Consider the following 22,333-nt stretch of genomic DNA (forward strand, 5'->3'; position numbering starts at 1 on the left):
GCCACCCTGACCGGGTGAGCAGGAACGGCACTGGCTTCGGCCAGTGCCGTTTTTTATTGCTGCTGTGATTGGGGGCTCGCCTTATGTTGCGGCGCCTCCTGCTCTCTACGCGGTCGGAATCGTGCCGCCGTCGATCACGTACTCGGTGCCGGTGATGGATGCCGCGCGCGGCGAGGCCAGGAACGCGATCAACTGGGCCACTTCCATCGGCGTGCACGGCCGGCCCAGGGGAATGCCGCCCAGGGACTCCATGATGATCTGCTTGCCGCCTTCGTAGTCGGTGCCCGCCTGCGCGGCCAGCCGCCGCGCCAGCGCGACGGAGGCTTCCGTCTCGATCCAGCCGGGCGCCACGCGCACGACCCGTACGCCGCCGGGCGCCACTTCCTTCGACAGGCTCTTGCTGTAGGTCGACAGCGCGGCCTTGGCGGCGGCATAGGCAGTGGTCGACTCGGGCAGAGGCAATTCACGCTGGATCGAGGTGACGTGGACGACCACGCCGCCGCCCTGCGCCAGCATGCCGGGCAACAGGGAGCGATCCAGCCGGACGGCCGGCAGAAGGTTGAGGCTCAGCTCGCGCTGCCATTCGTCCTCGCCCAGCGCCGCGAAGCCGCCGCCGGGCGCCGTCGAGCCTCCCAGCACGTGCACGATGATGTCCACGCCCCCGAAATTGTCCATGACGGCCCGCGCCACGGTGTCGCAGCCTTCGGGCGTCGTCAGGTCGGCGGCGACGAACACGTCCGCGGCGGCCTCTTCCGGTGCCTGCCGGGCCGTGGTGAGCACCTTCGCGCCGAGTTCGCGGAACAGGCCGACCACCGCCTTGCCGACCCCCTTGGTGCCCGCCGTCACCAGGACGCGCCTGCCTTCGAGTTCCTTGTGCGTGGACATCAGCCGATCTCCAGCGATCGGATCCTGCCGCCCGCCAGTTCGAACACGTGGTCCAGCCTGACGGGACTGCCGGGGAAGCTGCCGGCGACGTTCGCGGTGACCGCCAGGCGGTCGCCTTGCTGGTACGCGCTGACCGGCTCGACCGTGTATTGGAATTTCTCTCGCGCCTGGCGCTTCCAGGCCTGGATGGCCGCGTGGCCCCGATGCGTGCGGCCCTCGTCGAGGACGACGGCGTCGGGCCCGAAGCACTGGCCGATGGCGCTGCTGTCCGAGCCGTTGCTGATGTCGAAGTAGACGCGGACCGCGGTGGGCAGGGAAAGGGACATGGTCGGGTTCTCGCTATAGTTGCCGTACGGCATTTTCACCATCGGCCGGCTGGTCAACAAGAACGCACGAAAAAGTAAGGGACTGCGCCATGAGAAAGTCATACACCCCGGAGACCGCGGCCATCGGCGTGGAGGAAGCGCTGCGGTTCATCGACGGCCGCTGGAAGCTGCTCATCCTCTTCCATCTGTTCGATGGGAAGGTGCAGCGTTATTCGGACCTGGAGAGGCTGATCCCGGGCATCTCCCAGAAGATGCTGGCGCAGCAGCTGCGGCAGCTGGAAGCCGACGGGCTCGTGTCGCGCACGGTGTATCCGCAGGTGCCGCCGAAGGTCGAGTACCGGCTGACCGAATGGGGCCAGGCCTTGTGTCCGGCGCTGGATGCGATGCTGAACTGGACGGAACAGCGCGACGCACACGCGGCCCGGGATGCCACGGAGGGCACGGCCATAGGCTGATGCCGTTGTGGTCCGCGGGCCCTCGTCAGGACGCGTGACGCCCGACGAGGCTGATGCATGCCGCGTGCGAGCCGGCCCTCGGCAAGACCCATCGCCCGGATGCGCGCCCTGCTCTCATGCGGCTCGCATCTCGCGCGCGAAGCCGCCGGACGACTCGCCGACGTGCCACCAGCTGGGCAGCAGCGCGCGCACCTTGCGCTGGCGGAACCGGTCATCGATCAGGTGCACGGTGCCCGTGTCGGTCTCGGTGCGGATCACCCGCCCCGCCGCCTGCACCACCTTCTGCAAGCCCGGATAGAGATAGGTGTAGTCGTAGGCCAGCTGCTGGCCGTAGCGCGCGCCCATGGCCGCCAGGATCTGCTCGTTGACGGGATTGACCTGCGGCAGGCCCAGCGTGGCGATGAAGGCGCCGATCAGCCGCCGGCCAGGCAGGTCCACGCCCTCGGCGAACGCGCCGCCCAACACCGCGAAGCCCACGCCGCGCCCGTCTTCCGTGAAGCGCGCCAGGAACGCCGCGCGCTCGTCGTCGCTCATGCGCGGCGCCTGGGTCCATTGCGGCACGTGCGGATGCGCGCCGGCCATGCGCTGCGCCACCTGCTCCAGATAGGCGAAGCTGCTGAGGAACACCAGGTAGTTGCCCGGCTGCGCGGCGTATTGCGCCGCGATCAGGTCGGCGATGGGGGCCAGCGACCGTGCCCGGTCGCGCCAGCGCGTGGAGACGCCGGCCACCACGTGCACGCGCAGCTGGTCGGCGGAGAACGGGGCCGCCACGTCGATCCAGCCCGTGCCGGCGGGCAGCCCGAGCGTGTCGCGATGGAAGTCCGGCGGGCTGAGCGTGCCGGAGAACAGCACCGTGCAGCGCGCCGCCGCGTGCCGCGCCGCGAGGTACGGGGCCGGCACGACGTTGCGGATGCAGAGGTCCGAGGCGGGCGCGGCGCGCGGGGCCGCCTCGTCGCGCACCGTCAGGTCGAACAGCGCGTGGCTGCCGAAGCTTTCCGCCAGGCGGCCGAACTGCAGCAGCGTGAAATGCAGGGCCAGCGCGGGATCGCCGGGCGGCGCGGCCGTGCCCGCGAAATGCTCGGCCAGCGCCGCGCTGGCGCGCTGCGCGGCCTCGCGCAGCCCGCCGGGCACCATGTCGTAGGCGCCGTAGGCCCCGGGCTGCTTCTTCTGCAGGGCGCGCCACGAACGCAGCAGCCCGTCCAGCGGCTTGCGCAGGCCCTTCGGCACGACGGCGCGCGCGGCGCGGACGTCGTCGGTGGACAGCGAGACGCTGTACATGCCGCGCGCGCGCTCCAGCAGGTTGTGCGCCTCGTCCACCGCGATTGCCACGCGCCACTGATGCGCCAGCGTCGAGGCATACAGCATGGCGTTGGCGTCGAACCAGTAGTTGTAGTCGCCCACCACCACGTCGCTCCAGCGCGCCAGCTCCTGGCCCAGGTAATACGGGCAGATGCCGTGCTCATCGGCCACGGCGCGCACCGGCGCGCGCGACAGCGTGGCGTCGCCGCGGGCCAGCGCCTGCGCCCGCGCGGCCGGCAGGCGGTCGTAGAAGCCGCGCGCACGCGGGCAGGACTCGCCATGGCAGGCCAGGTCGGGATGCGCGCAGGCCTTCTCGCGCGCCACCAGCTCCACCACGCGCAACGGCAGGCCATCGCCGCCGCACGCCCCGCGCAAGGTCTCGACCGCATTCAACGCCAGGCCATGCCCCGGCCCCTTGGCCGACAGGAAGTAGACCTTGTCGAGCCCCTGCGTGGCGCAGGCCTTCAGCAAGGGGAACAGCGTGCCCAGCGTCTTGCCTACGCCCGTGGGGGCCTGGGCCATGACGGGATGGCCGTCGCGCGCGGCCCGGTACACGGCCACCGCCAGGTCGCGCTGGCCGGCGCGCATGGCGCCGTAGGGAAACGCCAGCGCCTCGAGCGCCGCGTCGCGCGCCTCGCGGTGCGCGCGCTCGTGCCTGGCCCACTGGGCATAGCGCTCGCACATGTCCTGGAAAAGGCTTGCCAGCGCACCGGCCTGCATGGTCTCGTCCACCACGGTCTCGGCTTCGGTGTCCAGGTTGAAATACACCACGGCCACCGTGATCTCGGCCAGCCCGCGATCGGCGCACAGCATGTGGCCGTAGACCCGCGCCTGCGCACGGTGCAGCGCGCGCTGGTTGTCGCGCAGCGCGTCCAGGTCGCCGCGGTAGGTCTTCACCTCTTCGATGCGATGCGCGCGCGGATCGTAGCCATCGGCCCGGCCGCGCACCGTCAGGCCGGCATGGGCGGCCGTCAGCGGGACCTCGTGCTCGACCTGCGCGCCGCGCCGCTGCGCGATGATGGCGTGCCCGGCCATGCCCTCCAGCGCCGTGGGCGCGGGCGTGAAGCGCGAATCCAGGTCGCCCGCGCGCGCCGTGAAGTCGCACAGGGTGCGCACCGCCACCTCGAGCTTCATGCGGCCTGTTCCTGGTATTCCTGCTGATCCGCTGCCACAGCCCAGCGCACGTGGCAGACCTGCACCGGCAGGCCATGCGCGACGGCATAGTGCAGCCAGCGCACCTGGTTGTCCTGCAGGCGGTCTCCGGGGCCCTTCACTTCGATCAGTTCATAGCGCCGCTCGGCCGGCCAGAAGCGCACCAGGTCGGGCAGGCCGGACCGGTTCGCCTTCGGATCGTCCAGCAGCCGCGCGAACCACAGCGCCAGGTGCTCGGCGGGGATGCAGTCGAGCGCGAGTTCCAGCAGCTCGCGCGTCAGCATGCCCCACGCCACGAAGGGCGACTGGATGCCCGCCTTCTGCTCGAAGCGCGCCAGGATCAGCGCGCGATGGCTGCCGTCGCGCAGCGCGTCCAGGCACGCCGCGAACGACGCTTCGCGGCGCGCGCGGAAACCGGGCTCGTGCAGATCGGCGGGACCGCGCTGGAAAGGATGGAAGAACGCGCCGGCCACCGGCAGGAAGATGGCGTCCCAGCACAACAGGCCGAACAGCGAATTGATCAGGCCGTTCTCGACCCAATGCACGCTGGCGCCGTCGACGGCGAAATGATCGCGCGTGACCACTTCCACGCGGCACGCTTCGTTTGGACGCGGCAGCGTCAGCATCATGGGCCGCACCGGCGGGCCGCCACGGCGCGCCGGCACGATATGCCCGGCCTGGCGCGCCAGGCGTGGCAGCATGCGCTGCACCAGCTGCCGCTCGGCCTCGCTTTCGGCGCGGTCCAGCGCCTGGCCGGCCAATGCATGCGCCTCGTCGAACCGCTGCTGCCGTTCCAGCACACGGATCAGCCGCTGGCGCGCCCCGGGATACGTGCTGGCGCGATAGGCCTGCTCCGCCTCGGCCCAGTCGGCGGCGCGTTCGCACCATTGCCCCAGGCGGAACCACACTTTGGCCCGGCGCCGCGCCAGCCAGGGCACGGCGGTCTCGCAGGCCGCGAGCTGGCCGCGCAACACGGCGGCCTGGTCGGCCACTGCCACATCAAGCTGGTCGCGAATCTGCTGCAGCGACAGATACACGTCGACGTCGGCGGCGCCCTGGAAGGCGCGGGTCGCGGCATCGATGTCGACCTTTTCGTACTGGAAGATGCCCAGGTCGGCCAGCACGAACTCCGACCAGCCCTGGTCCAGGTTGCCGAAGAACATCAGGCGCAGCCGCTGCGCCATCGGCGCCACCTCGACGGACCAGATCGCTTCGCCGGCCCGCGCGCCCCAGCCGCTGCACGGCCGCTCGCGCGGCTCGCCCAGCACGGCCTCCAGCCCCGCCAGCAGCTCGGCCTTGCGCAGCGACGCGCGCAGGCCGGCCTGCGGATAGCGGCGCGCCAGTTCGTCCTTGGTGTGCAGCGCCGCCCAGTCGGACCAGGGCAGCACGGGATCGGCACGCAGCCAGCCGAGTTCGAGCAAGGGCCCTGCGGCGGGTTCGACCGGACCGATCTCTTCGTACGCCAGCCGTTCGGCGCGATACACGGTATGGCGCCGCAACAGCAGCCGCACCAGCAAGGCCCGCGATGGCCGCGGCAAGGTCGGGAAGGCGCGCAGGAAGGCCTGCTCGCTCGGGCGGAACACGTCGGCATAGCGCGCACCCAACCAGTCCAGCGCTTGCTGGAAGTTGTGCAGGTAGTAGTAGCGGTGCTCGGGGTACATGCCGGGGGGCTGCGGGGGTCGCGATCGGATTGGACTGGATATGCATCCAGTTCCATCATAACCCGGGCCGAGCGCGGAAAATTGGAAATGCCGCATCTATGCCGCATGACACTCCCCTGGGCCTGGTCGTCCGTATATCCTGGCTATACACTGGCTCATAATGATCAAAACCTTCCGACACAAAGGCATTGAAGACTTCTTCCTGAAAGGGTCGAAAGCCAGGATCACGGCCGCACATGCAGCCAAGTTGAGGCTGCAACTTGCCGCCCTTCACAGCGCCACGTCGCTGGAAGATCTTGCAGCCCCTGCCAATTGGAGACTCCACCTGCTCATCGGAAAGAATCCAAAAGGCCAGAGTGTTGACGGTCATCATGCATTCGATGTCAGCGGGAACTGGCGGTCGACCTTCCGTTTCGAGGGCACCGACGTCGTCCTTGTCGACTATCACTAGGAGTATCGCCATGAGAATGTTCAACCCACCGCATCCGGGTGAGGTCTTGCGCGAGTATCTCGGTGACCTGAGCGTTACCGAGGCAGCGACGCACCTGCAGGTCACGCGCGCAATGTTGTCCCGGATCCTCAACGGACATGCTGCCATTTCGGCGGAAATGGCTCTCCGTCTTTCCCAAGCCTTGGGAACGAGTGCAGATCTATGGCTCGGAATGCAAGCTCAGTACGATCTTTGGCAGGCCGAACACACGAAAGGTGCAAGGCGTGTCCGCATCAAGCGTTTCAAGTTCCTCGCTGACGCCTCCGCGCTCAAGCGGGAAGACCAAGATGCAGAGCTTGCTGGCGCGTGACCGACGATTTGCCAAAGCCGAATGCCCCGCCCCGTGCGGGGTTTCGCTTATCTGGGCGATCGCCACGCAACGACCGGGAAAGACTAAAGCCGCCCAATGCAAAAAGCCCCGACAGAGACTGTACGGGGCTTTCTGGGACTTGCTTAATTCTGGCGGAGGCGGAGGGATTCGAACCCTCGATGCAGGTTTTTGCCCACATGCTCCCTTAGCAGGGGAGTACCTTCAACCACTCGGCCACGCCTCCAGAGAATCCAAGATTCTATCAGAAAAATTTGGCATTTTTCTGGCGTGGGTACGCGGATCGCGCACCCGCATCAAAAATTTTCGCCGGACGCCCTACGCCTTCTCGGCCGGCGCCTGGTCCAGGCCGAACGCCTTGTGCAGGGCGCGCACGGCCAGTTCCATGTACTTGTCGTCGATGATCACCGAGGTCTTGATCTCGCTGGTGCTGATCATCTGGATGTTGATGCCTTCCTGCGACAGCGTCTGGAACATCAGGCTGGCCACGCCGACGTGCGAGCGCATGCCGATGCCGACGATGGAGACCTTGGCGACCTTCTCGTCGGTGGCCAGTTCGCGGGCGCCCACGGCGGGGATCACTTCGCGCTTGAGCACGTCGACCACGCGCTGATATTCGTTGCGGTTGACCGTGAACGAGAAGTCGGTGGTGCCGGCGACGGACTGGTTCTGCACGATCATGTCGACGTCGATGTTGGCGGCGGCGACCGGGCCCAGGATCGAGTAGGCGACGCCGGGCTTGTCCGGCACGGCCAGCAGGGTGATTTTGGCTTCGTCGCGGCTGAAGGCGATGCCGGAGACAACGGCGGCTTCCATTTTTTCGTCTTCCTCAAAAGTAATCAGCGTGCCCGAGACCATTTCTTCTTCGAGCGGGATGAGCGGGTCGGTCAGCGAGGACAGGACCCGCGTGGGCACACGGTATTTGCCCGCGAACTCGACGGAGCGGATCTGCAGCACCTTGGAGCCCAGCGACGCCATCTCGAGCATCTCCTCGAACGAGACGACGGCCATGCGGCGCGCCTCGGGCACGACGCGGGGGTCGGTGGTGTAGACGCCGTCGACGTCGGTGTAGATCAGGCATTCGTGGGCGCCGATGGCCGCCGCCACGGCCACGGCCGAGGTGTCGGAGCCGCCGCGGCCCAGCGTGGTGATGTGGCCTTCCTCGTCGATGCCCTGGAAGCCCGTGACCACGACCACGCGGCCGGCGTCCAGGTCGGCGCGGATGCGCGCGTCGTCGATGGAGCTGATGCGGGCCTTGGTGTAGGCCGAATCGGTGCGCACGGGCACTTGCCAGCCGGTGTAGCTGCGCGCCTGCACGCCTTCGGCCTGCAGGGCGATGGCCAGCAGGCCGCTGCTGGCCTGCTCGCCGGTGGCGGCGATCATGTCGAGCTCGCGGCCGTCGGGCTGCGCGGCGATTTCGCGGGCCAGGCCCAGCAGGCGATTGGTTTCGCCGGCCATGGCGGAGGGAACGACCACGACCTGGTGGCCGGCGGCATGCCACTTCGCGACGCGGCGCGCCACGTTCTTGATGCGCTCGACCGAGCCCATCGAGGTACCGCCGTACTTGTGAACGATAAGGGACATCTCGTACTCGGGAAAGAACTGGATGATTCGAGCCGCGTCGCAAGACCAGCAAGCGCGGGCGGCAAACCCATGAGTTTACCTTGCTTGCGGCAATTTGCGTGAATATCCCCGATATGCCTGGAATCCAGCCATTCCAGGGCAACCGGGGATTATCGCGTGGGAAGCGCCGCCGCTCAGTCCAGCTTCAGGCCCAGCTTGTCGATCACCTGCCGCCACATGGCGACCTCCTTGCCGATCGTCGCGCCGAACGCCTCCGACGTGCCGCCCGCCGTATAGGCGCCGTCGATTTCCATCTTTTCCGCGGCCTCCGGCGTGGCCAGCAGCTTGTTCACCTCGCTGTTGATGCGCTGGACCAGCGGGGCTGGCATGCCCTTGGGGCCGACGAGGCCATACCAGAGCGTGACGTCGTAGCCGGGAAACCCTGCTTCCGCGATGCTCGGCACGTCGGGCAATGCCGGGACGCGCTTGGCGCTGGTCACGCCCAGGGCCAGGACGCGGCCGCCCTTGACCTGCGGCATGGCCGTGGCGGACGCGGCGAAGTACAGGTCGACCTGGCCGCTGACCAGGTCGGTCATGGCCGCCGCCCCGCCCTTGTAGGGAATGTGCGTCATCCGGATGCCGGCGCGGTCGGCGAACAGCGCGCCGGCCAGATGCAGCACGCTGCCCGTGCCCGACGAGCCATAGTTCAGCGTATCCGGCTTGTCCTTGGCCAGCTTGACCAGGTCGGCCACGGACTTGGCGCCCAGCCGCGGATTGACCACCAGCACCATCGGGCCGGTCGACACCTGGACGATGGGCGTGATGTCCTTGACGGAGTCGAACTTCAGTTTGTACAGGCTGGGGTTGACGGTGTGGCTCGACGAGATCAGCGTCAACGTGTAGCCGTCGGCGGGCTGGGATATGCCGTACTCCGTGCCGACCACGCCCCCGGCGCCGGTGCGGTTCTCCACGATGACGGTCTGGCCCAGCGACTGCGTCAGGCCCTTGGCGATGTAGCGGCCGATGACGTCCGCCCCGCCGCCCGGCACGTAGGGCACGATCAGCTTGATGGGCCGCTCGGGATAGGTCTGTGCCGCGGCCGGCGCGGCGATCCCCGCAAGGCAGGCGCCGACGAGCAGCAGCCGCAGCCAGGCCGCGAATTTCCGATGATGCATGGTTGTCTCCTTTCCAATACCGGCCCGTCGACACAGGCTCTCGGCGTCCCGCATTGTGGAGTCGCGGTTTCGGATAGGTCCAATACCCGTTGGGAATTTCAGAAATCCGTAAAGCGAATCGAAAGCCGGCCCACGGGCCCATGCCAGCGCCCGAGCAATTCATTCCGTACCGGAATCAGGCCGGCTCGAAAAACGTATTGGACGAATCTCCCCGCCATTGCAGAGAATCCCGGCATTCGATCGATACGTCCCGAGAACAGGAGAGAGCAATGGCAGGAAGACTGCAGGACAAAGTAGCCATCGTCACCGGCGCCGGCTGCGTGGGCAGCGGCTGGGGCAACGGCCGGGCCGTGGCCGTGCGCTTCGCCCAGGAAGGCGCCCGGATATTCGCCGTGGACAAGAACGCCGAGTCCATGGAAGAGACCCTGAAGCACATCCGCGACGCGGGCGGCGACGTCACGCCGTGGACGTGCGACGTCACCCGCAGCCAGGACGTCGCCGCCATGGTGAGCGCCTGCCAGCAGCGCTACGGCCGCGTGGACATCCTGGTCAACAACGTGGGCGGCTCCGCCCGCGGCGGCCCGGTGGACCTGAGCGAAGAGGCCTGGGACGCCCAGCTGGACTTCAACCTGAAGAGCGTGTTCCTCACCTGCAAGCACGTGCTGCCGCTGATGGAAGCCCAGGGCGGCGGCGCCATCGTCAACACGGCGTCGACGTCCGGCACCCGCTGGACGGGCGCGGCCCAGGTCGGCTATGCCTCCTCCAAGGCCGGCGTGATCCAGTTCTCGCGCGTGGTGGCGATCGAGTACGCCAAGCGCAACATCCGGGTGAACACGGTCATCCCGGGCCAGATGCACACGCCCATGGTCGAGACCCGCCTGGCCGGGCAGCGCGCCGGCGGCGACGTCGAAGCGCTGCTGCGCCAACGCCAGGCCCGCATTCCGCTGAACTTCATGGGCGACGGCCGCGATACGGCCAACGCCGCCCTGTTCCTGGCGTCCGACGAGGCCCGCTTCGTGACGGGCACCGAGATCGTGGTCGATGGCGGCATGAGCGTGCGCTGCGACTGACGCCGGCGCCAGAATCGGCCATCCTTGCCCGGGCCGGGCGCGGCGTTCAGACGATGCCCGACGCGCCCCCGTCCATGGCGACGACCGCCCCCGCGACATAGCTTGCGCGCGCGGACGCCAGGAACATCACCACGTCGGCGACTTCCTCGGGCCTGGCCATGCGGCGCATCGGCAGGCTCTCGGCCTGGCGGCGCAACACTTCTTCGTACGCCAGGTTTTCCAGGCGGGCCTGCGCCTGGACGCGCTGGGCGACGCGTCCAGTCTCGACCGTGCCGGGGTTCACCGCGTTGATGCGCACGCCCTGCGGTGCGTAGGCCTTGGCCAGGCCGACGGTCGCCATCAGCAGCGCGGCATTGGCCGAGCCCCCGGCCAGGTGCGTGGGCGATGCCACCCGCCCGCCCATGCCGACCACGTTGACGATGGCGCCGTGGCCGCGCTCGGCCATGGCCGGCAGCACGGCCTGCATCGCATGGATGTAGGTGAAGTACTTGGCCTGCATGGCAGCGTGCCAATGCGCCGCCGTCAGTTCGGCCGGCGTGGCCCGCTTGGCCGCGCCGGCCGAGTTGACGAGCACGTCGACTGGACCGAACGCGGATTGCGTGTCGGCCACGACGCGCGCGGCTTGCGCCGGGTCGGACAGGTCCGCGGCGATGGCCAGCACGTGCCCGGCATCCGCCTGCAGCAACGCCCTGGCCGCCTCGAGCTGCGCCGCATCGCGCGCCGTGATGGCGACCTTGGCGCCTTCGCGCGCGAAGCCCTGCGCGCAGGCCAGGCCGATGCCCTTGCTGCCGCCCGTGACCAGCACGACCTTGTCCTGGAGTTCGAGTTGCATGGAATCCCCTCAGTGTTCGATGCCCAGCGCCACCAGCAGGCGCGACACCATGTTGTACGCAGCCACCGTGGTCACCGCCTCGAGCACGCCACGCGCGTCGAAGCGGCGGGTAACCTCGTCCATGATCTCGGCCGGCACCGCCACGTCGCGCGTCATCGCGTCGGTCATGCGCAGCAGCACGGCCTCGTCGGACGTGAACGCCGCCAGGTCGAGCCGCGGCTGCTGCAGCGCGTCGATCTTGCGTTCATCGACGCCGGCCTTCTGCGCATGCGGGATGTGGGCATGCAGCTCGAACGAGGCCTTGTTCAGCACCGCGACCCGTATGATGACCATCTCGCGCAGATCCGCGGGCATCAGCGACTTGTTGCGCACCGCCGTCAGCATGCGCTCCCAGCCGGACGCGATGGGCTCGCTGTTGAGCAGCACCTGATAGAGCGGGGAAATGCGGCCCCGTTCGGCCATGATGGTCTTTTCGATCTCGGCCAGTTCGGGCCGTGTGCCGGGCTGTACCAGCGGAATGCGAGGAGTCGTTTGGCTCATGACGGTAGAAGAAAATGTGGACGGCCCCGAGGGACCCTGGGAGCCGCCCATTCTCCCTGCCGCGGCGCGGGCGGGTCCAATACGCATTTAGAATTCGAACCATTCTCGATCGGAATCAATCGCGCGTCCACGCGTCCGCCACGATGACAGTCCCCGGTTCTCCCCTGGATCTCAGGCTGCTGCGCCACTTCGTGGTCCTGGCCGAAGAACTGCACTTCGGCCGCGCCGCCCAGCGCCTGAACATCTCGCAGCCGCCGCTGAGCAAGCAGGTCCAGCAGCTCGAGGAACGCCTGGGCGTCGCGCTGTTCGACCGTGACCGCCGCAGCGTGCGCCTGACGCCCGCCGGAGAAACGCTGGCGCGCGAGGCGCGGCGGCTGCTGGCGCAGTCCGACCTCGCCCTGCGCGCCGTGCAGAGCGCCACCGACGGACACGTCGGCCGCGTGCGCATCGGCTTCGTGCCCGCCGCGCTCTTCATGGAAGTCGAGCAGGCCTTTCGCGACATCGGCGAACAACTGCCCGGCATACAGACCGCCTGGGAGGAGATGAGTTCGGCCGAACAGGTGCAGGCCCTGTTGCAGGACCGCATCGACCTCGGCTTCGCGCATGCCCCGCAGGGCCTGGGCGCCATGGCCAGCCGCAGCGTGGCCCGCGTCGCGCTGGTGGCCGCCCTGCCGGAGCGCGACCCGCTCGCCCACGCTCCCTCACTGCGCCTGGCCGACCTGTGCGACCATGCCTTCGTCTCGCTGCCGCGCGAAGTCGCCCCGGGCTTCCACGACCTGGCGATCTCGGTCTGCCTGTCCGCCGGCTTCAGCCCCCGCATCCAGCACTACGCGCACCATTTCCTGTCCATCATCAGCCTGATCTCGATGGGCCAGGGCGTCGGCATCCTGCCGCAATCGCTGCAGCGCACCACCGTGCCTGGCGTTGTGTTCAAGCCCCTGTCGGACGTGAGCGAGCACGCCGAATACTCGGTGATCTGGAACCCGCGCAACCGCCTGCCCGCCGTCGAGCGGATCCTCGCCCTGCTGGGCGTTCACGCCGGCGGCTGAATGATCCCCGCATGTCGTCGGCGACCGCGGGCAGCATGCCCTCAAACGCAAGGCACATTTGCGCTTTCCTGAAACCTGCGCCCGCCGCGGACTCCTAGAATCGTCTGCCAATCAGAGCATGCCGCGAGGCACGCCCCATTCAGCAACGCTGACCAGGAGACAACATGAACCCATCCGCGTCCCGGCGTATCGCCGCGGGCATCCTGCTCGCCGCATTCCAGGCGCTCATTCTTCCGGCCCCGGCAAGCGCCGCGGACGCCGCGCCATCGGGCCCCATCCACCTGATCGTGCCCTTCCCGCCGGGAGGCGGCACCGACACGCTGGCGCGCGTCATCGCCAAGGGCCTGGACCAGGGCCTGAAGACCTCCGTCATCGTCGAGAACAAGGCCGGCGCCGGCACCATCATCGGCAGCGAGCACGTCGCGCGCAGCCAGCCCGACGGCAACACCCTGCTGCTGACCACTTCCGCGCACGCCATCAACGCGTCGCTGGTCAGGCACCTGCCCTATTCCGTCGACAAGTCGTTCTCGCCGATCGCCCTGATCGCCTCCGCGCCCATGGTGCTGGTGGTGCGTCCGGACAGCCCCTTCAAGAGCATCAAGGACCTGGCCGAGTACGCCAAGGCGCATCCGGGCCAATTGACCTACGGCTCGTCGGGCTCGGGCACGGCGGTGCACCTGGCGGCCGAACTGTTCAAGAACATCGCCAAGGTGGACATGACCCACGTGCCCTACCGGGGCGCGAGCCCGGCCATCACCGACCTGCTGGGCGGCCATACCGACATGTTCTTCGGCACGTCCGGCGCGGTATCGCCGATGGTCAAGGCCGGCAAGCTGCGCGCCCTTGCCATCACCTCGGCCGAGCGCTCGCCCTTCTGGACCGGCGTGCCCACCATCGCCGAGGGCGGCTATCCCACGTACGCGGCGGACGTCTGGTATGCCGTCTTCGCGGCCGCCGGCACGCCCGCCCCGATCATCGAGCAACTGAACAAGGCCGTTAACGCCACGGCGCAATCCGAGGAATTCGCCAAGAGCATGGGAAGCGAGGGCCTGACGCCCCGCCCCATCACCCCGGACGCCCTGCGCCAGTACGTCTCGCAGGAAGAGGTCCGCTGGGGCAAGGTGATCGAAGAAGGCCACATCACGACGCAATGAGCGCCACCCGCAACCACCTGGGATACCCCACATGAGCATCAAGAGAAAACTGGAAGGCAAAGTCTGCATCATCGTCGGCGCGGGCCAGCAGGACGGGGAAACCGTCGGCAACGGCCGCGCCACGGCGGAGCGCTTCGCCGAGGAAGGCGCCACCCTGCTGCTGGTCGACATCAACGAAGACTATGCGAATTCCACGCTGCGGGCGGTTCAACAGTACGGCGGACAGGCGTCGATCCTGCGCGCGGACATCACCCGCGAGGAAGACTGCCAGGCCATCGCGCAGGCCTGCGTGGACCGCTACGGCCGCATCGACGTGCTGCACAACAACGTGGGCCGCTCGCTGGGCGACAAGCGCACGGTGGACCTGGAGGTCTCGGCCTGGGACGCCATCATGAACATGAACCTGAAGGGCATGTTCATGACCTGCAAGCACGTGCTGCCGCACTTCATCGCGCAGCGCTCGGGCTGCATCATCAACGTCTCGTCGACCTCGTCGCTGGCCGCCCGTCCCACCCTTACCTACAAGACCAGCAAGGGCGCGGTCAACACCATGACGCAACACTTGGCCATGGAGAACGCGCCGCACGGCATCCGCGCCAATGCCATCCTGCCGGGCCTGATCGACACCCCCATGGCCATCGAGCGCCGTGCCCGCGAGCGCGGCGTGTCGCGCGAACAGATCCGCCAGGAGCGCAATGCCCTGGTGCCGCTGGGCCGCATGGGTACGGCCTGGGACACCGCCAACGCGGCCGTGTTCCTGGCTTCCGACGACGCGCAATACATCACCGGCGTGCTGCTGCCTGTCGACGGCGGCCTGCTGGTCAAGCGAGGCTAGGCGCTCGCATCGTCCCAGGCGCCCGCCGGCCCGGGTCGAACGCCGCACAGGTGTTCGATGAGGCGGCCGGCGCCCGAGGGCAGCACCTGCCTGTCGCGCACGCACAGCAGGATCTGGCGCGAGGCCCAGGCATCGGTCAGGCTCACCAGCGCCAGAGGCATCGTGCGGGCATGGCTCCTGGCGATCATCTCGGGCACGATGGCCAGTCCCAGTCCTTCGGCCACCATGCGGCAGCGGGCTTCGTAGTTCGATATCTGGCAGCGCACCATGGGCGGGCGCGAGATGCTGTTGCCCGCCATCTCCATGAACGCTTCCACGGTGTGCCGGGGAAAGAAACCCAGGAAGGGATAGTCCAGGGTCTCTTCGAGCGACATGGCATCGCGGCCCGCCAGCACGTGATCCGTCGGCACCACCAGCCCCACGCGATCGATACGGTAGGGAATCGATGTCACTCCCGGCGCGGGCATGTGCGCGTGATAGAGGCCGATATCCGCATCGCCGCCCGCCACCAGGCGCGGCACGTCGCCGCTGAACGCCTCTACCAGGTCGAGGCGGAAATCCGGATGGCGGCGCAGGAAGCCGCTCAGGTCGGCCGGCAGGAACTGCACCATGGTCGACGGATTGACCGCCAGGCGGATGCGCGGCTGGCCGCTGTCGGAATACGCCGACAATGCCTCCCGCGCCTGTTCCATGCTGCGCAGGATGGCCTTGGCCCGCTGGTACAGCATCTCGCCCGCCGGGGTCGGCGTCACGCCGCGCCCGCTGCGACGCAGCAGGGCCGTGCCCGCCAGGCGTTCCAGTTCGGCGATGCGCCGGCTGGCCGCAGAGACGACGATACGCTCGCGCTGCGCCGCCCGCGAAAGGCTGCGTTCCTCGATGGCGGCGACCAGCATCCGCAGCAGTGGGATGTCCATGATGGCCTACGAAAGAACCACGACGCGTCCCCCGACGCAGGCGATGACCCGTCCCGCATGGGTCACGCGCAGGTTGCGGTCATGTCCCAGGGCGTGCAATTGGCGCAGTTGCCTGCCGAGCTCGGCCAGCCGCGCATCACTGGGCATGGGCAGGCCCTGCTCGGCAAGCCAATGGCGCAGCACCAGCAATTGCCGGGCGGCGGACAGGCCGCGCCAGGCCGCCAGCGAAAAGCTGGCATCGCGCCGCGAGAAGTCCAGGCCCTCGAGATCGGCCCGCGCCACCTCGGCCAGCACCTCGGCCGCCTCGGCCATGTGGCGGGCATGGCGCGCCACGATGGCCTGCCAACCCGGCCAGCGCGCATCGAGGACGGGCTTGAGCTGCGTGCGCACCGCCGCGCGGGTATAGCGGGCGTCGGTATTGGTGGGATCTTCCACGGGTTGCCAGCCCCGCTGGCCGACGAAGGCGGCCGCCGCCTCGCGGATGGCCGCGCGCGGCACGCCGAGCCAGGGCCGCAGGTAGCACAGCCCGTCGCGCCGGCTGAGCGGCGACATGGCCGCCATGCCCTCCAGGCCGGTGCCTCGCAAGAGGCGCAGCAGCACGGTCTCGGCCTGGTCGTCCTGGTGGTGGCCCAGCAGGACGTGGCTCGCGCCCGCCTGCCCGGCCAGCACCGCCAGGGCCTCGTAGCGCGCCAGCCGGGCCGCGGCCTCGATGCCCTTGCCCATGTCGTCGGACACGCGCACGCGCGCCTGTTTGACCGGCACGCCCAGCAGCAGGCCGAGGGCCTGCACGTGCGCGGCCCAGTCGTCGGCCTGCGCCTGCAGGCCGTGATGGATGTGGAAGAGGATGAGGTCCAGGCCCAGGCCGCGCGCCGCATGCGCCGCGGCCAGGGCCAGCATGGCCGAATCGGCCCCGCCGCTGACGGCGGCGGCGATGCATTGCGTACCCTGCGGCAGGCCGCGCAGCGCCGCCCGCACGGGCGCCTGCAGTTCAGCCGGGCAATTCGGCAGCGCAGGCGGGGCGGGATGGGCGTCGGTCACTGGTGTCACCTTCGAACTGCGCACTCCGGTATTCGCCCTCGCAGAGGGGGCCGCCCTCCCGCCGCCGGGTCAGGCGCGGGCTTCCTGGAAGCGTCCGTAGGACATGACGCGCTGCACGCGCTGCTCGATGAGCTGGTCGGCCGTCATGCCCTGCAGCTGGCGCAGCGAGTCGCCCAGCGCGCGGCGCAGCAGGCGCGCCATGACGCGCGGATCGCGGTGGGCGCCGCCGATGGGCTCGTTGACCACGCGGTCGATCAGCTCCAGGTCTTTCAGGCGCGGCGCGGTGATGGCCAGCGCCTCGGCGGCGTCGGGCGCCTTGTCGGCGCTGCGCCACAGGATGGACGCGCAGCCCTCGGGCGAGATCACCGAATACGTGGCGTACTGCAGCATCAGCACGGCGTTGCCGACCGCGATGGCCAGCGCGCCGCCCGAACCGCCTTCGCCGATGATGGTGCAGATCACCGGCACCTTCAGTTCGGCCATGGCGTACAGGTTGTGGCCGATGGCCTCGGACTGGCCGCGCTCTTCGGCGCCGATGCCGGGATAGGCGCCCGGCGTGTCGACGAAGGTGAACACGGGCATCTGGAACTTCTCGGCCAGGCGCATCAGGCGCAGGGCCTTGCGATAGCCCTCGGGACGCGGCATGCCGAAGTTGCGCGCGGCGCGCTCCTTGGTGTCGCGGCCCTTCTGGTGGCCGATGACCATGCATGGCGCGCCGTTGAAGCGCGCCATGCCGCCGACGATGGACTGGTCGTCGGCATACATGCGGTCGCCGTGCAGCTCGTGGAAATCGGTGAAGATCTCGCGCACGTAGTCCAGCGTGTAGGGACGCTGGGGGTGGCGGGCGACCAGGGCGGTCTGCCACGGCGTCAGCTTGCCGTAGATTTCCTTGGCAAGCGTCTGGCTTTTCTGCTGCAGGCGGCCGATCTCGTCGGAGATGTCGACGGCGGAGTCGGCCTGCACGTAGCGCAGCTGCTCGATCTTGTTCTCAAGCTCGGCCAGCGGTTGTTCGAATTCAAGGAAGGTATTGCGCATCGATGTGTGTGGTTCCGTTGAAGGGCGCCTGGCGGCCTGGGGCTAGTCCTGGATCGAATCCAGGCTGCGCCACAGATACCAGGTTGCCACGGTACGCCAGGGCTGCCACGCCAGCGAGACCTCGCGGGCCTCGAAGCGCGAGACGGGCTCGCCGCTGAAGTAGTGTAACGAGATTGCTTTCAGCAACCCAGGATCGTCCAGGGGCAGGACGTCCGGCCGCTGCAGATTGAAGATCAAAAACATCTCCGCTGTCCAGCGTCCGATGCCGCGGATGGCCACCAGCTCGGCGATGACGTCCTCGTCGCCCATGGCCGCCCACTTCTCGGGATGCACCTTGCGCTGGGCGAAGTGCTCGGCCAGGTCCTGGACGTATTCGGCCTTGCGCTTGGCCAGGCCGGCCTCGCGCAGGCCTTCCAGGCCCAGGCGCTGCACGGACGCGGGCGTGGGCCGCTTGCCCGCGGCCTCGAGGAAGCGCGTCCAGGCGGCCTGGGCGGCGCTGGTCGAGACCTGCTGGCCCACGATGGCGCGCGCCAGCGTGACGAACGGCGTGGCCGCCGGCTTGAGCCAGGTTTCGGGATGCTGCGGGATGATTTTCTTGAGAATGCGGTCGCGTACCAGATGGGCGACGGCCTCTTCCCAGTAATCGGGCTTGACGATGGCGGATTCAGCGCTGGACATGAAAAATGAAGCTTCCGGGTTCGGTCAGGCGCGGCGCCACTGCGTCACGCCGCCCGGCTTGTCGTCGAGTTCGATGCCCGCCGCGTGCAGTTCGGCACGGATGCGGTCGGCCAGGGCGAAGTCGCGCGCTTGCTTGGCGGCGGCGCGGGCTGCGATGCGGGCGTCGATCGCGGCCTCGTCCAGCGCGCCGTCGGCGGCGCCGGCCGGCTGCGCGCCGCGGGCCCCGTAGCGGGTGGACTTCTTGAAGTAGTCGGCGGGGTCCTGCCGCAGCAGGCCCAGCAGTTCGGCCAGCGCCTTCAGTTGTCCCGCGCTGCGCGCGCTGCGCGTGCGGTTGGCGTCCGACGCCAGCTCGAACAGCGCGGCCACGGCGCCCGACGAGTTGAAGTCGTCGTCCATGGCGGCCTTGAAGGCCTGCGCCTGGGGATCGTTCCAGTCGATGCCCTGCGTGTCGGGCGCGACGTTCTGCAACGCCTGGTACAGGCGGTCCAGCGCGTTCTGCGCGTCCAGCAGATTGTCGGGCGTGTAGTTCTGCGGGCTGCGGTAGTGGTTGCGCACGATGAAGAAGCGCAGCATTTCCGCTTCGCGCGGGTTGGCCTGGTAACCGGCGTCCGTGTCGGACAGGCCGGCGGCGTCGGCCACGGTCTGGCGGATGGTGCGGAAGTTGCCCAGCGACTTCGACATCTTGTCGGCGTCGACCATCAGCGGGCCGCAGTGCATCCAGACGTTGGCGAGGTTGCCGCCGAAGGCGCCTTCGGTCTGCGCGATCTCGTTCTCGTGGTGCGGGAATTTCAGGTCGGGGCCGCCACCGTGGATGTCCAGGGGCAGGCCCAGCAGCGCGTGGCTCATGGCCGAGCACTCGATGTGCCAGCCCGGCCGGCCCAGGCCGTAGGGCGACTGCCACTTGGTGTCCTCGGGCTCATCGGCCTTGGCAGACTTCCACAGCACGAAGTCCAGCGGATCGCGCTTGGACGAGCCCACGGCCACGCGCTCGCCGGCGCGCAGGTCGTCCAGCGACTTGCCCGACAGCTTGCCGTAGCCCTCGAAGCCGCGCACGGCGTAGTTCACGTCGCCATCGTCGGCCTGGTAGGCCAGGCCCTTTTCCTGCAGCCGGCCGATGATGTCGAGCATCTCGCCCACGTACTGCGTGGCGCGCGGCTCGCGGTCGGGCGTCTGCACGCCCAGCGCGCGCTCGTCGGCGTGCATGGCGTCGATGTAGAACTCGGTGACGTCGCCGATGCGGCGGTTGGTCTCGACGGCGCGGCGGATGATCTTGTCGTCGATGTCGGTGATGTTGCGCACGTAGTCGACCTGGTAGCCGCTGGCGCGCAGCCAGCGCTGCACCACGTCGAACGCCACCAGCATGCGGGCATGCCCCAGGTGGCAGTAGTCGTAGACGGTCATGCCGCACACGTACATGCGCACCTGGCCGGCGGTGGCCGGCTTGAACGGTTCCTTGGCACGCGACAGTGTGTTGTAGATGTGAAGCATGGCGCCCTGTGTCTGTGGCAAATGTATTCTTCGGATGGCGTCGGGATGATCCGCCCCGCGCGGCTGACGCGCCCTGCCCGGGCAGCGGCGATGCCGGCAATGCCCCGATGGGTACGCTGGTGACCCATCGTCCGGCCACGCAATGCGGGAAACGCAACCGGGGCTAAAATGGCGGTCGTCAAGTATAGCAAGCGGCCCGGATGCGCGCCCAGAAAGCGCGCCGATGCCGACCACAACGGAACCCATCATGCCGCGTCTACCTCTCGCGCTGCTGCTGGCGGCGCTCGGCGCCGCCCCCGTCGCCGTCCAGGCGCAAGCCATGGGCGGCGGCCCCGCCGGGCAGCACCACGACCTCACCACGCTGGATCCCTACCCCGCCGACCGCGGCTGGCAAGGCCTGGCGAACCTGCTGGAGGCCATGCGGCCCGGCACGGACACGCGCCTGGATCCCGCCCCCTCGCAAGTCACCGACCGCATCGAACTGCTGCTGGCGCAGGGCGACAATGCCGGCGCGCTGGCCCTGGTCGAAAAGCGCCAGGCCGAGCGCGACCGGCAGGGCGTGCGCGGCACCGACGTGCAGCTGATGTTCCAGCATGCGCGCGCCCTGGCCGCCCTGGGCCGCACGCAGGAATCGATAGCCGTCTACACTGACATGACCACGCGCTTCCCGGAATTGCCCGAGCCGTGGAACAACCTGGCAGCCCTGTATGCCGCCCGCGGCGAACTGGACCGTGCGCAAGATGCCCTGAACATGGCGTTGCGCGCCAATCCGGACTACGCCGACGCGCGGGCCAACATGGGCGACCTGCAACTTCTGATGGCCCTGCGCACGTATCGGCAGGCTGGCGGCCAAGGCGCCGCCGGCGCCCACGACAAGGCGCAGGAAATCGAAAATCTGCTGAAGGAAAAACGGCAACAATGAGTTTTCGCCTCCCGCTCTCCCTGCGACGCCTGACGGCGTGCGCGGTCACCATGGCGGCCCTGCTGCCCGCCGGCGCCGGCGCCCAGCCGGCCGCTTCCTCCCCCTCTACTTCCAAAGGCACATCTCAAATGAGCACGAATCCCCGCGTCAAACTGGAAACGAACCAAGGCAACATGGTCATCACGCTGGACGCCGAAAAGGCGCCCAAGTCGGTCGAGAACTTCCTGACCTACGTCAAGGAAGGCTTCTACAACGGCACGATCTTCCATCGCGTGATCGACGGCTTCATGGTCCAGGGCGGCGGCTTCGAGGCCGGCATGAAGCAGAAGCCCACGCACGCCCCCATCGAGAACGAGGCCAACAACGGCCTGAAGAACGACAAGTACACCCTGGCCATGGCCCGCACCAGCGATCCGCACTCGGCCACCGCCCAGTTCTTCATCAACGTCGCCAACAACGACTTCCTGAACTTCACGGCGCCCACGCCCAACGGCTGGGGCTACGCGGTGTTCGGCAAGGTCACCGAAGGCACCGAAGTGGTCGACAAGATCAAGGGCGTGAAGACGGGCAACAGCGGCTTCCACCAGAACGTGCCGGCCGAGGACGTCGTCATCACCAAGGCTGAGATCCTTGAATAATCTGGTGCTGCCGCGGGGGCCGGTCTGGCTGGCCTCCGACGTGCACCTGGGGCCCGCCACGCCCGCCACGCAAGAGGCCTTCCTGGCCTTCCTGCAGGCGGCGGCCGACGAGGCGGCCGCCCTGCTGCTGCCGGGCGACCTGTTCGACGCCTGGATCGGCGACGACGTGATCCGCGCCGCGCCGCCCTGGCTGGCGCAGGCCCTGGAGGGCCTGCGGGCCGCGGCGGCCCGTGTGCCGCTGTACCTGGGCCGCGGCAACCGCGACTTCCTCATCGGCGCCGAACTGGCGCAGGTGGTGGGCGCGCAGCTGCTGCCCGACCCCGCGCTGCTGGAAACCGAATTCGGCCGCGTGCTGCTGAGCCACGGCGACGAGTACTGTACGGACGATGCGGCCTACCAGCAGTTCCGCGCCATGGTGCGCGATCCGCAGTGGCAGGCCCAGTTCCTGGCCAAGCCCATTCCCGAACGCCTGCAGATGGCCCAGCAGGCGCGCGGCGAAAGCATGGCGGCCAACCAGGCCAAGACCATGGAGATCATGGACGTGAATCCGGGCGCGGTCGAGGCCGCCTTCCGCGACGCGGACGTGGCCTACATGGTGCACGGCCACACGCACCGCCCCGACCGCCACGTGCTGATGGTCGACGGCAGGAAGCGCGAGCGCTGGGTGCTGCCCGACTGGGACTGCGACCACGGCGCGCCGCGCGGCGGCTGGCTGGTCATCGACCAGGACGGTCCGCAGTTCTACGACCTGGGCGACGAATCGGCGGATTGAACGCCCCGGCGCTGCCGCCCGACGGCGCGACGCA

Annotated in this window: 23 protein-coding genes and 1 tRNA gene; 10 read left to right on the forward strand and 14 right to left on the reverse strand. The window is 68.7% G+C overall.

The window, feature by feature from the left end; translation table 11 throughout:
* Positions 1-105: 105 nt before the first annotated feature.
* Together FS845_RS25245 and FS845_RS25250 are read right to left on the reverse strand one after the other, a co-directional pair.
* A complete protein-coding gene (locus tag FS845_RS25245) occupies positions 106-885 on the reverse strand; it encodes an SDR family oxidoreductase (RefSeq protein ID WP_144641005.1) in 780 nt (259 codons plus the stop codon).
* A complete protein-coding gene (locus tag FS845_RS25250) occupies positions 885-1,211 on the reverse strand; it encodes a nuclear transport factor 2 family protein (protein ID WP_144641008.1) in 327 nt (108 codons plus the stop codon). The genes FS845_RS25245 and FS845_RS25250 overlap by 1 nt, the downstream gene beginning before the upstream one ends.
* Positions 1,212-1,300: 89 nt before the next feature.
* On the opposite strand from FS845_RS25250, the gene FS845_RS25255 reads away from it, so the two are divergent.
* On the forward strand, positions 1,301-1,666 hold the full coding sequence (locus tag FS845_RS25255; protein ID WP_144641012.1) for a winged helix-turn-helix transcriptional regulator: 366 nt from the start codon (positions 1,301-1,303) through the stop codon (positions 1,664-1,666).
* A gap of 114 nt (positions 1,667-1,780) precedes the next feature.
* Here FS845_RS25255 and FS845_RS25260 read toward each other — a convergent pair whose 3' ends face one another.
* Together FS845_RS25260 and FS845_RS25265 are read right to left on the reverse strand one after the other, a co-directional pair.
* Positions 1,781-4,099 carry an ATP-dependent DNA helicase gene (locus tag FS845_RS25260; protein WP_144641015.1) on the reverse strand — a complete coding sequence of 773 codons (2,319 nt, stop codon included), beginning with the start codon at positions 4,097-4,099 and terminating at the stop codon, positions 1,781-1,783.
* Positions 4,096-5,778, reverse strand: a complete 1,683-nt coding sequence (locus FS845_RS25265) for a VRR-NUC domain-containing protein (protein ID WP_144641018.1) — start codon at positions 5,776-5,778, stop codon at positions 4,096-4,098. The genes FS845_RS25260 and FS845_RS25265 overlap by 4 nt, the downstream gene beginning before the upstream one ends.
* Positions 5,779-5,938: 160 nt before the next feature.
* Between FS845_RS25265 and FS845_RS25270 the strand changes: the two genes are divergently transcribed.
* Both FS845_RS25270 and FS845_RS25275 read left to right on the forward strand, forming a co-directional pair.
* Complete coding sequence (locus FS845_RS25270; RefSeq protein WP_144641021.1) at positions 5,939-6,229, forward strand: type II toxin-antitoxin system RelE/ParE family toxin; 291 nt, start codon at positions 5,939-5,941, stop codon at positions 6,227-6,229.
* A 10-nt stretch (positions 6,230-6,239) separates the two neighbouring features.
* On the forward strand, positions 6,240-6,578 hold the full coding sequence (locus tag FS845_RS25275) for a HigA family addiction module antitoxin (RefSeq protein ID WP_144641024.1): 339 nt from the start codon (positions 6,240-6,242) through the stop codon (positions 6,576-6,578).
* 150 nt (positions 6,579-6,728) lie between these two features.
* Here the strand turns inward: FS845_RS25275 and FS845_RS25280 are convergent.
* The 3 genes from FS845_RS25280 to FS845_RS25290 form a co-directional block, all read right to left on the reverse strand.
* Positions 6,729-6,822 (reverse strand) — tRNA-Ser (locus FS845_RS25280).
* A gap of 92 nt (positions 6,823-6,914) precedes the next feature.
* Positions 6,915-8,180, reverse strand: a complete 1,266-nt coding sequence (locus FS845_RS25285; protein ID WP_144641027.1) for an aspartate kinase — start codon at positions 8,178-8,180, stop codon at positions 6,915-6,917.
* Positions 8,181-8,353: 173 nt separating this feature from the next.
* Positions 8,354-9,334 carry a tripartite tricarboxylate transporter substrate binding protein gene (locus tag FS845_RS25290; RefSeq protein WP_186332421.1) on the reverse strand — a complete coding sequence of 327 codons (981 nt, stop codon included), beginning with the start codon at positions 9,332-9,334 and terminating at the stop codon, positions 8,354-8,356.
* 269 nt (positions 9,335-9,603) lie between these two features.
* Here FS845_RS25290 and FS845_RS25295 point away from each other — a divergent pair, with 269 nt between their 5' ends.
* A complete protein-coding gene (locus FS845_RS25295) occupies positions 9,604-10,404 on the forward strand; it encodes an SDR family NAD(P)-dependent oxidoreductase (protein WP_144641033.1) in 801 nt (266 codons plus the stop codon).
* Positions 10,405-10,450: 46 nt separating this feature from the next.
* Here the strand turns inward: FS845_RS25295 and FS845_RS25300 are convergent, their stop codons facing one another.
* The gene (locus FS845_RS25300) at positions 10,451-11,236 is read right to left on the reverse strand and encodes an SDR family oxidoreductase (RefSeq protein ID WP_144641036.1); all 786 of its coding nucleotides are present in this window, start codon (positions 11,234-11,236) and stop codon (positions 10,451-10,453) included.
* A 9-nt stretch (positions 11,237-11,245) separates the two neighbouring features.
* The gene (locus tag FS845_RS25305) at positions 11,246-11,776 is read right to left on the reverse strand and encodes a carboxymuconolactone decarboxylase family protein (protein ID WP_144641039.1); all 531 of its coding nucleotides are present in this window, start codon (positions 11,774-11,776) and stop codon (positions 11,246-11,248) included.
* Between the two features lie 143 nt (positions 11,777-11,919).
* On the opposite strand from FS845_RS25305, the gene FS845_RS25310 reads away from it, so the two are divergent.
* From FS845_RS25310 to FS845_RS25320, 3 genes are all read left to right on the forward strand, one after another.
* On the forward strand, positions 11,920-12,825 hold the full coding sequence (locus FS845_RS25310; RefSeq protein ID WP_186332422.1) for a LysR substrate-binding domain-containing protein: 906 nt from the start codon (positions 11,920-11,922) through the stop codon (positions 12,823-12,825).
* Positions 12,826-12,989: 164 nt separating this feature from the next.
* Positions 12,990-13,979: a Bug family tripartite tricarboxylate transporter substrate binding protein gene (locus FS845_RS25315; protein WP_144641045.1), complete on the forward strand. Its 990-nt coding sequence runs from the start codon at positions 12,990-12,992 to the stop codon at positions 13,977-13,979.
* Between the two features lie 31 nt (positions 13,980-14,010).
* Positions 14,011-14,814 (forward strand): SDR family NAD(P)-dependent oxidoreductase, encoded by an 804-nt coding sequence (locus tag FS845_RS25320; RefSeq protein ID WP_144641048.1) that lies wholly within the window; start codon positions 14,011-14,013, stop codon positions 14,812-14,814.
* Here FS845_RS25320 and FS845_RS25325 read toward each other — a convergent pair.
* The 5 genes from FS845_RS25325 to cysS form a co-directional block, all read right to left on the reverse strand.
* A complete protein-coding gene (locus FS845_RS25325) occupies positions 14,811-15,728 on the reverse strand; it encodes a LysR family transcriptional regulator (protein WP_144641051.1) in 918 nt (305 codons plus the stop codon). The two genes, FS845_RS25320 and FS845_RS25325, sit on opposite strands and share 4 nt — an antisense overlap.
* A 6-nt stretch (positions 15,729-15,734) precedes the next feature.
* Positions 15,735-16,715, reverse strand: a complete 981-nt coding sequence (tilS, locus tag FS845_RS25330) for a tRNA lysidine(34) synthetase TilS (RefSeq protein WP_409929339.1) — start codon at positions 16,713-16,715, stop codon at positions 15,735-15,737.
* Positions 16,716-16,835: 120 nt separating this feature from the next.
* Positions 16,836-17,801, reverse strand: a complete 966-nt coding sequence (locus tag FS845_RS25335) for an acetyl-CoA carboxylase carboxyltransferase subunit alpha (RefSeq protein ID WP_144641057.1) — start codon at positions 17,799-17,801, stop codon at positions 16,836-16,838.
* A 42-nt stretch (positions 17,802-17,843) separates the two neighbouring features.
* Positions 17,844-18,479, reverse strand: a complete 636-nt coding sequence (locus tag FS845_RS25340) for a DNA-3-methyladenine glycosylase family protein (protein ID WP_144641060.1) — start codon at positions 18,477-18,479, stop codon at positions 17,844-17,846.
* A gap of 24 nt (positions 18,480-18,503) precedes the next feature.
* Complete coding sequence (gene cysS / locus FS845_RS25345) at positions 18,504-19,967, reverse strand: cysteine--tRNA ligase (protein WP_144641063.1); 1,464 nt, start codon at positions 19,965-19,967, stop codon at positions 18,504-18,506.
* Positions 19,968-20,214: 247 nt separating this feature from the next.
* Between cysS and FS845_RS25350 the strand changes: the two genes are divergently transcribed.
* The 3 genes from FS845_RS25350 to FS845_RS25360 all read left to right on the forward strand — a co-directional run bounded on the left by FS845_RS25350 (position 20,215) and on the right by FS845_RS25360 (position 22,299).
* On the forward strand, positions 20,215-20,889 hold the full coding sequence (locus tag FS845_RS25350; protein WP_260986442.1) for a tetratricopeptide repeat protein: 675 nt from the start codon (positions 20,215-20,217) through the stop codon (positions 20,887-20,889).
* A 128-nt stretch (positions 20,890-21,017) separates the two neighbouring features.
* Positions 21,018-21,527, forward strand: coding sequence for a peptidylprolyl isomerase (locus FS845_RS25355; protein WP_144641069.1), 510 nt, complete (start codon positions 21,018-21,020; stop codon positions 21,525-21,527).
* Positions 21,520-22,299, forward strand: a complete 780-nt coding sequence (locus FS845_RS25360; protein ID WP_144641072.1) for a UDP-2,3-diacylglucosamine diphosphatase — start codon at positions 21,520-21,522, stop codon at positions 22,297-22,299. The genes FS845_RS25355 and FS845_RS25360 overlap by 8 nt, the downstream gene beginning before the upstream one ends.
* Positions 22,300-22,333: the final 34 nt, after the last annotated feature.

This window comes from Bordetella genomosp. 13, assembly GCF_007679965.1.
Taxonomy (GTDB): domain Bacteria; phylum Pseudomonadota; class Gammaproteobacteria; order Burkholderiales; family Burkholderiaceae_B; genus Bordetella.

Coding starts and splice junctions, on each gene's coding strand:
- FS845_RS25265 (WP_144641018.1), bottom strand. CDS start 5,778: ATGTACCCCGAGCACCGCTACTACTACCTGCACAACTTCCAGCAAGCG.
- FS845_RS25275 (WP_144641024.1), top strand. CDS start 6,240: ATGAGAATGTTCAACCCACCGCATCCGGGTGAGGTCTTGCGCGAGTAT.
- cysS (WP_144641063.1), bottom strand. CDS start 19,967: ATGCTTCACATCTACAACACACTGTCGCGTGCCAAGGAACCGTTCAAG.
- FS845_RS25270 (WP_144641021.1), top strand. CDS start 5,939: ATGATCAAAACCTTCCGACACAAAGGCATTGAAGACTTCTTCCTGAAA.
- FS845_RS25340 (WP_144641060.1), bottom strand. CDS start 18,479: ATGTCCAGCGCTGAATCCGCCATCGTCAAGCCCGATTACTGGGAAGAG.
- FS845_RS25355 (WP_144641069.1), top strand. CDS start 21,018: ATGAGCACGAATCCCCGCGTCAAACTGGAAACGAACCAAGGCAACATG.
- FS845_RS25335 (WP_144641057.1), bottom strand. CDS start 17,801: ATGCGCAATACCTTCCTTGAATTCGAACAACCGCTGGCCGAGCTTGAG.
- FS845_RS25300 (WP_144641036.1), bottom strand. CDS start 11,236: ATGCAACTCGAACTCCAGGACAAGGTCGTGCTGGTCACGGGCGGCAGC.
- FS845_RS25320 (WP_144641048.1), top strand. CDS start 14,011: ATGAGCATCAAGAGAAAACTGGAAGGCAAAGTCTGCATCATCGTCGGC.
- FS845_RS25305 (WP_144641039.1), bottom strand. CDS start 11,776: ATGAGCCAAACGACTCCTCGCATTCCGCTGGTACAGCCCGGCACACGG.
- FS845_RS25290 (WP_186332421.1), bottom strand. CDS start 9,334: ATGCATCATCGGAAATTCGCGGCCTGGCTGCGGCTGCTGCTCGTCGGC.
- FS845_RS25250 (WP_144641008.1), bottom strand. CDS start 1,211: ATGTCCCTTTCCCTGCCCACCGCGGTCCGCGTCTACTTCGACATCAGC.
- FS845_RS25260 (WP_144641015.1), bottom strand. CDS start 4,099: ATGAAGCTCGAGGTGGCGGTGCGCACCCTGTGCGACTTCACGGCGCGC.
- FS845_RS25255 (WP_144641012.1), top strand. CDS start 1,301: ATGAGAAAGTCATACACCCCGGAGACCGCGGCCATCGGCGTGGAGGAA.
- FS845_RS25315 (WP_144641045.1), top strand. CDS start 12,990: ATGAACCCATCCGCGTCCCGGCGTATCGCCGCGGGCATCCTGCTCGCC.
- FS845_RS25295 (WP_144641033.1), top strand. CDS start 9,604: ATGGCAGGAAGACTGCAGGACAAAGTAGCCATCGTCACCGGCGCCGGC.
- FS845_RS25245 (WP_144641005.1), bottom strand. CDS start 885: ATGTCCACGCACAAGGAACTCGAAGGCAGGCGCGTCCTGGTGACGGCG.
- FS845_RS25285 (WP_144641027.1), bottom strand. CDS start 8,180: ATGTCCCTTATCGTTCACAAGTACGGCGGTACCTCGATGGGCTCGGTC.
- FS845_RS25310 (WP_186332422.1), top strand. CDS start 11,920: ATGACAGTCCCCGGTTCTCCCCTGGATCTCAGGCTGCTGCGCCACTTC.
- FS845_RS25350 (WP_260986442.1), top strand. CDS start 20,215: ATGCCGCGTCTACCTCTCGCGCTGCTGCTGGCGGCGCTCGGCGCCGCC.
- FS845_RS25325 (WP_144641051.1), bottom strand. CDS start 15,728: ATGGACATCCCACTGCTGCGGATGCTGGTCGCCGCCATCGAGGAACGC.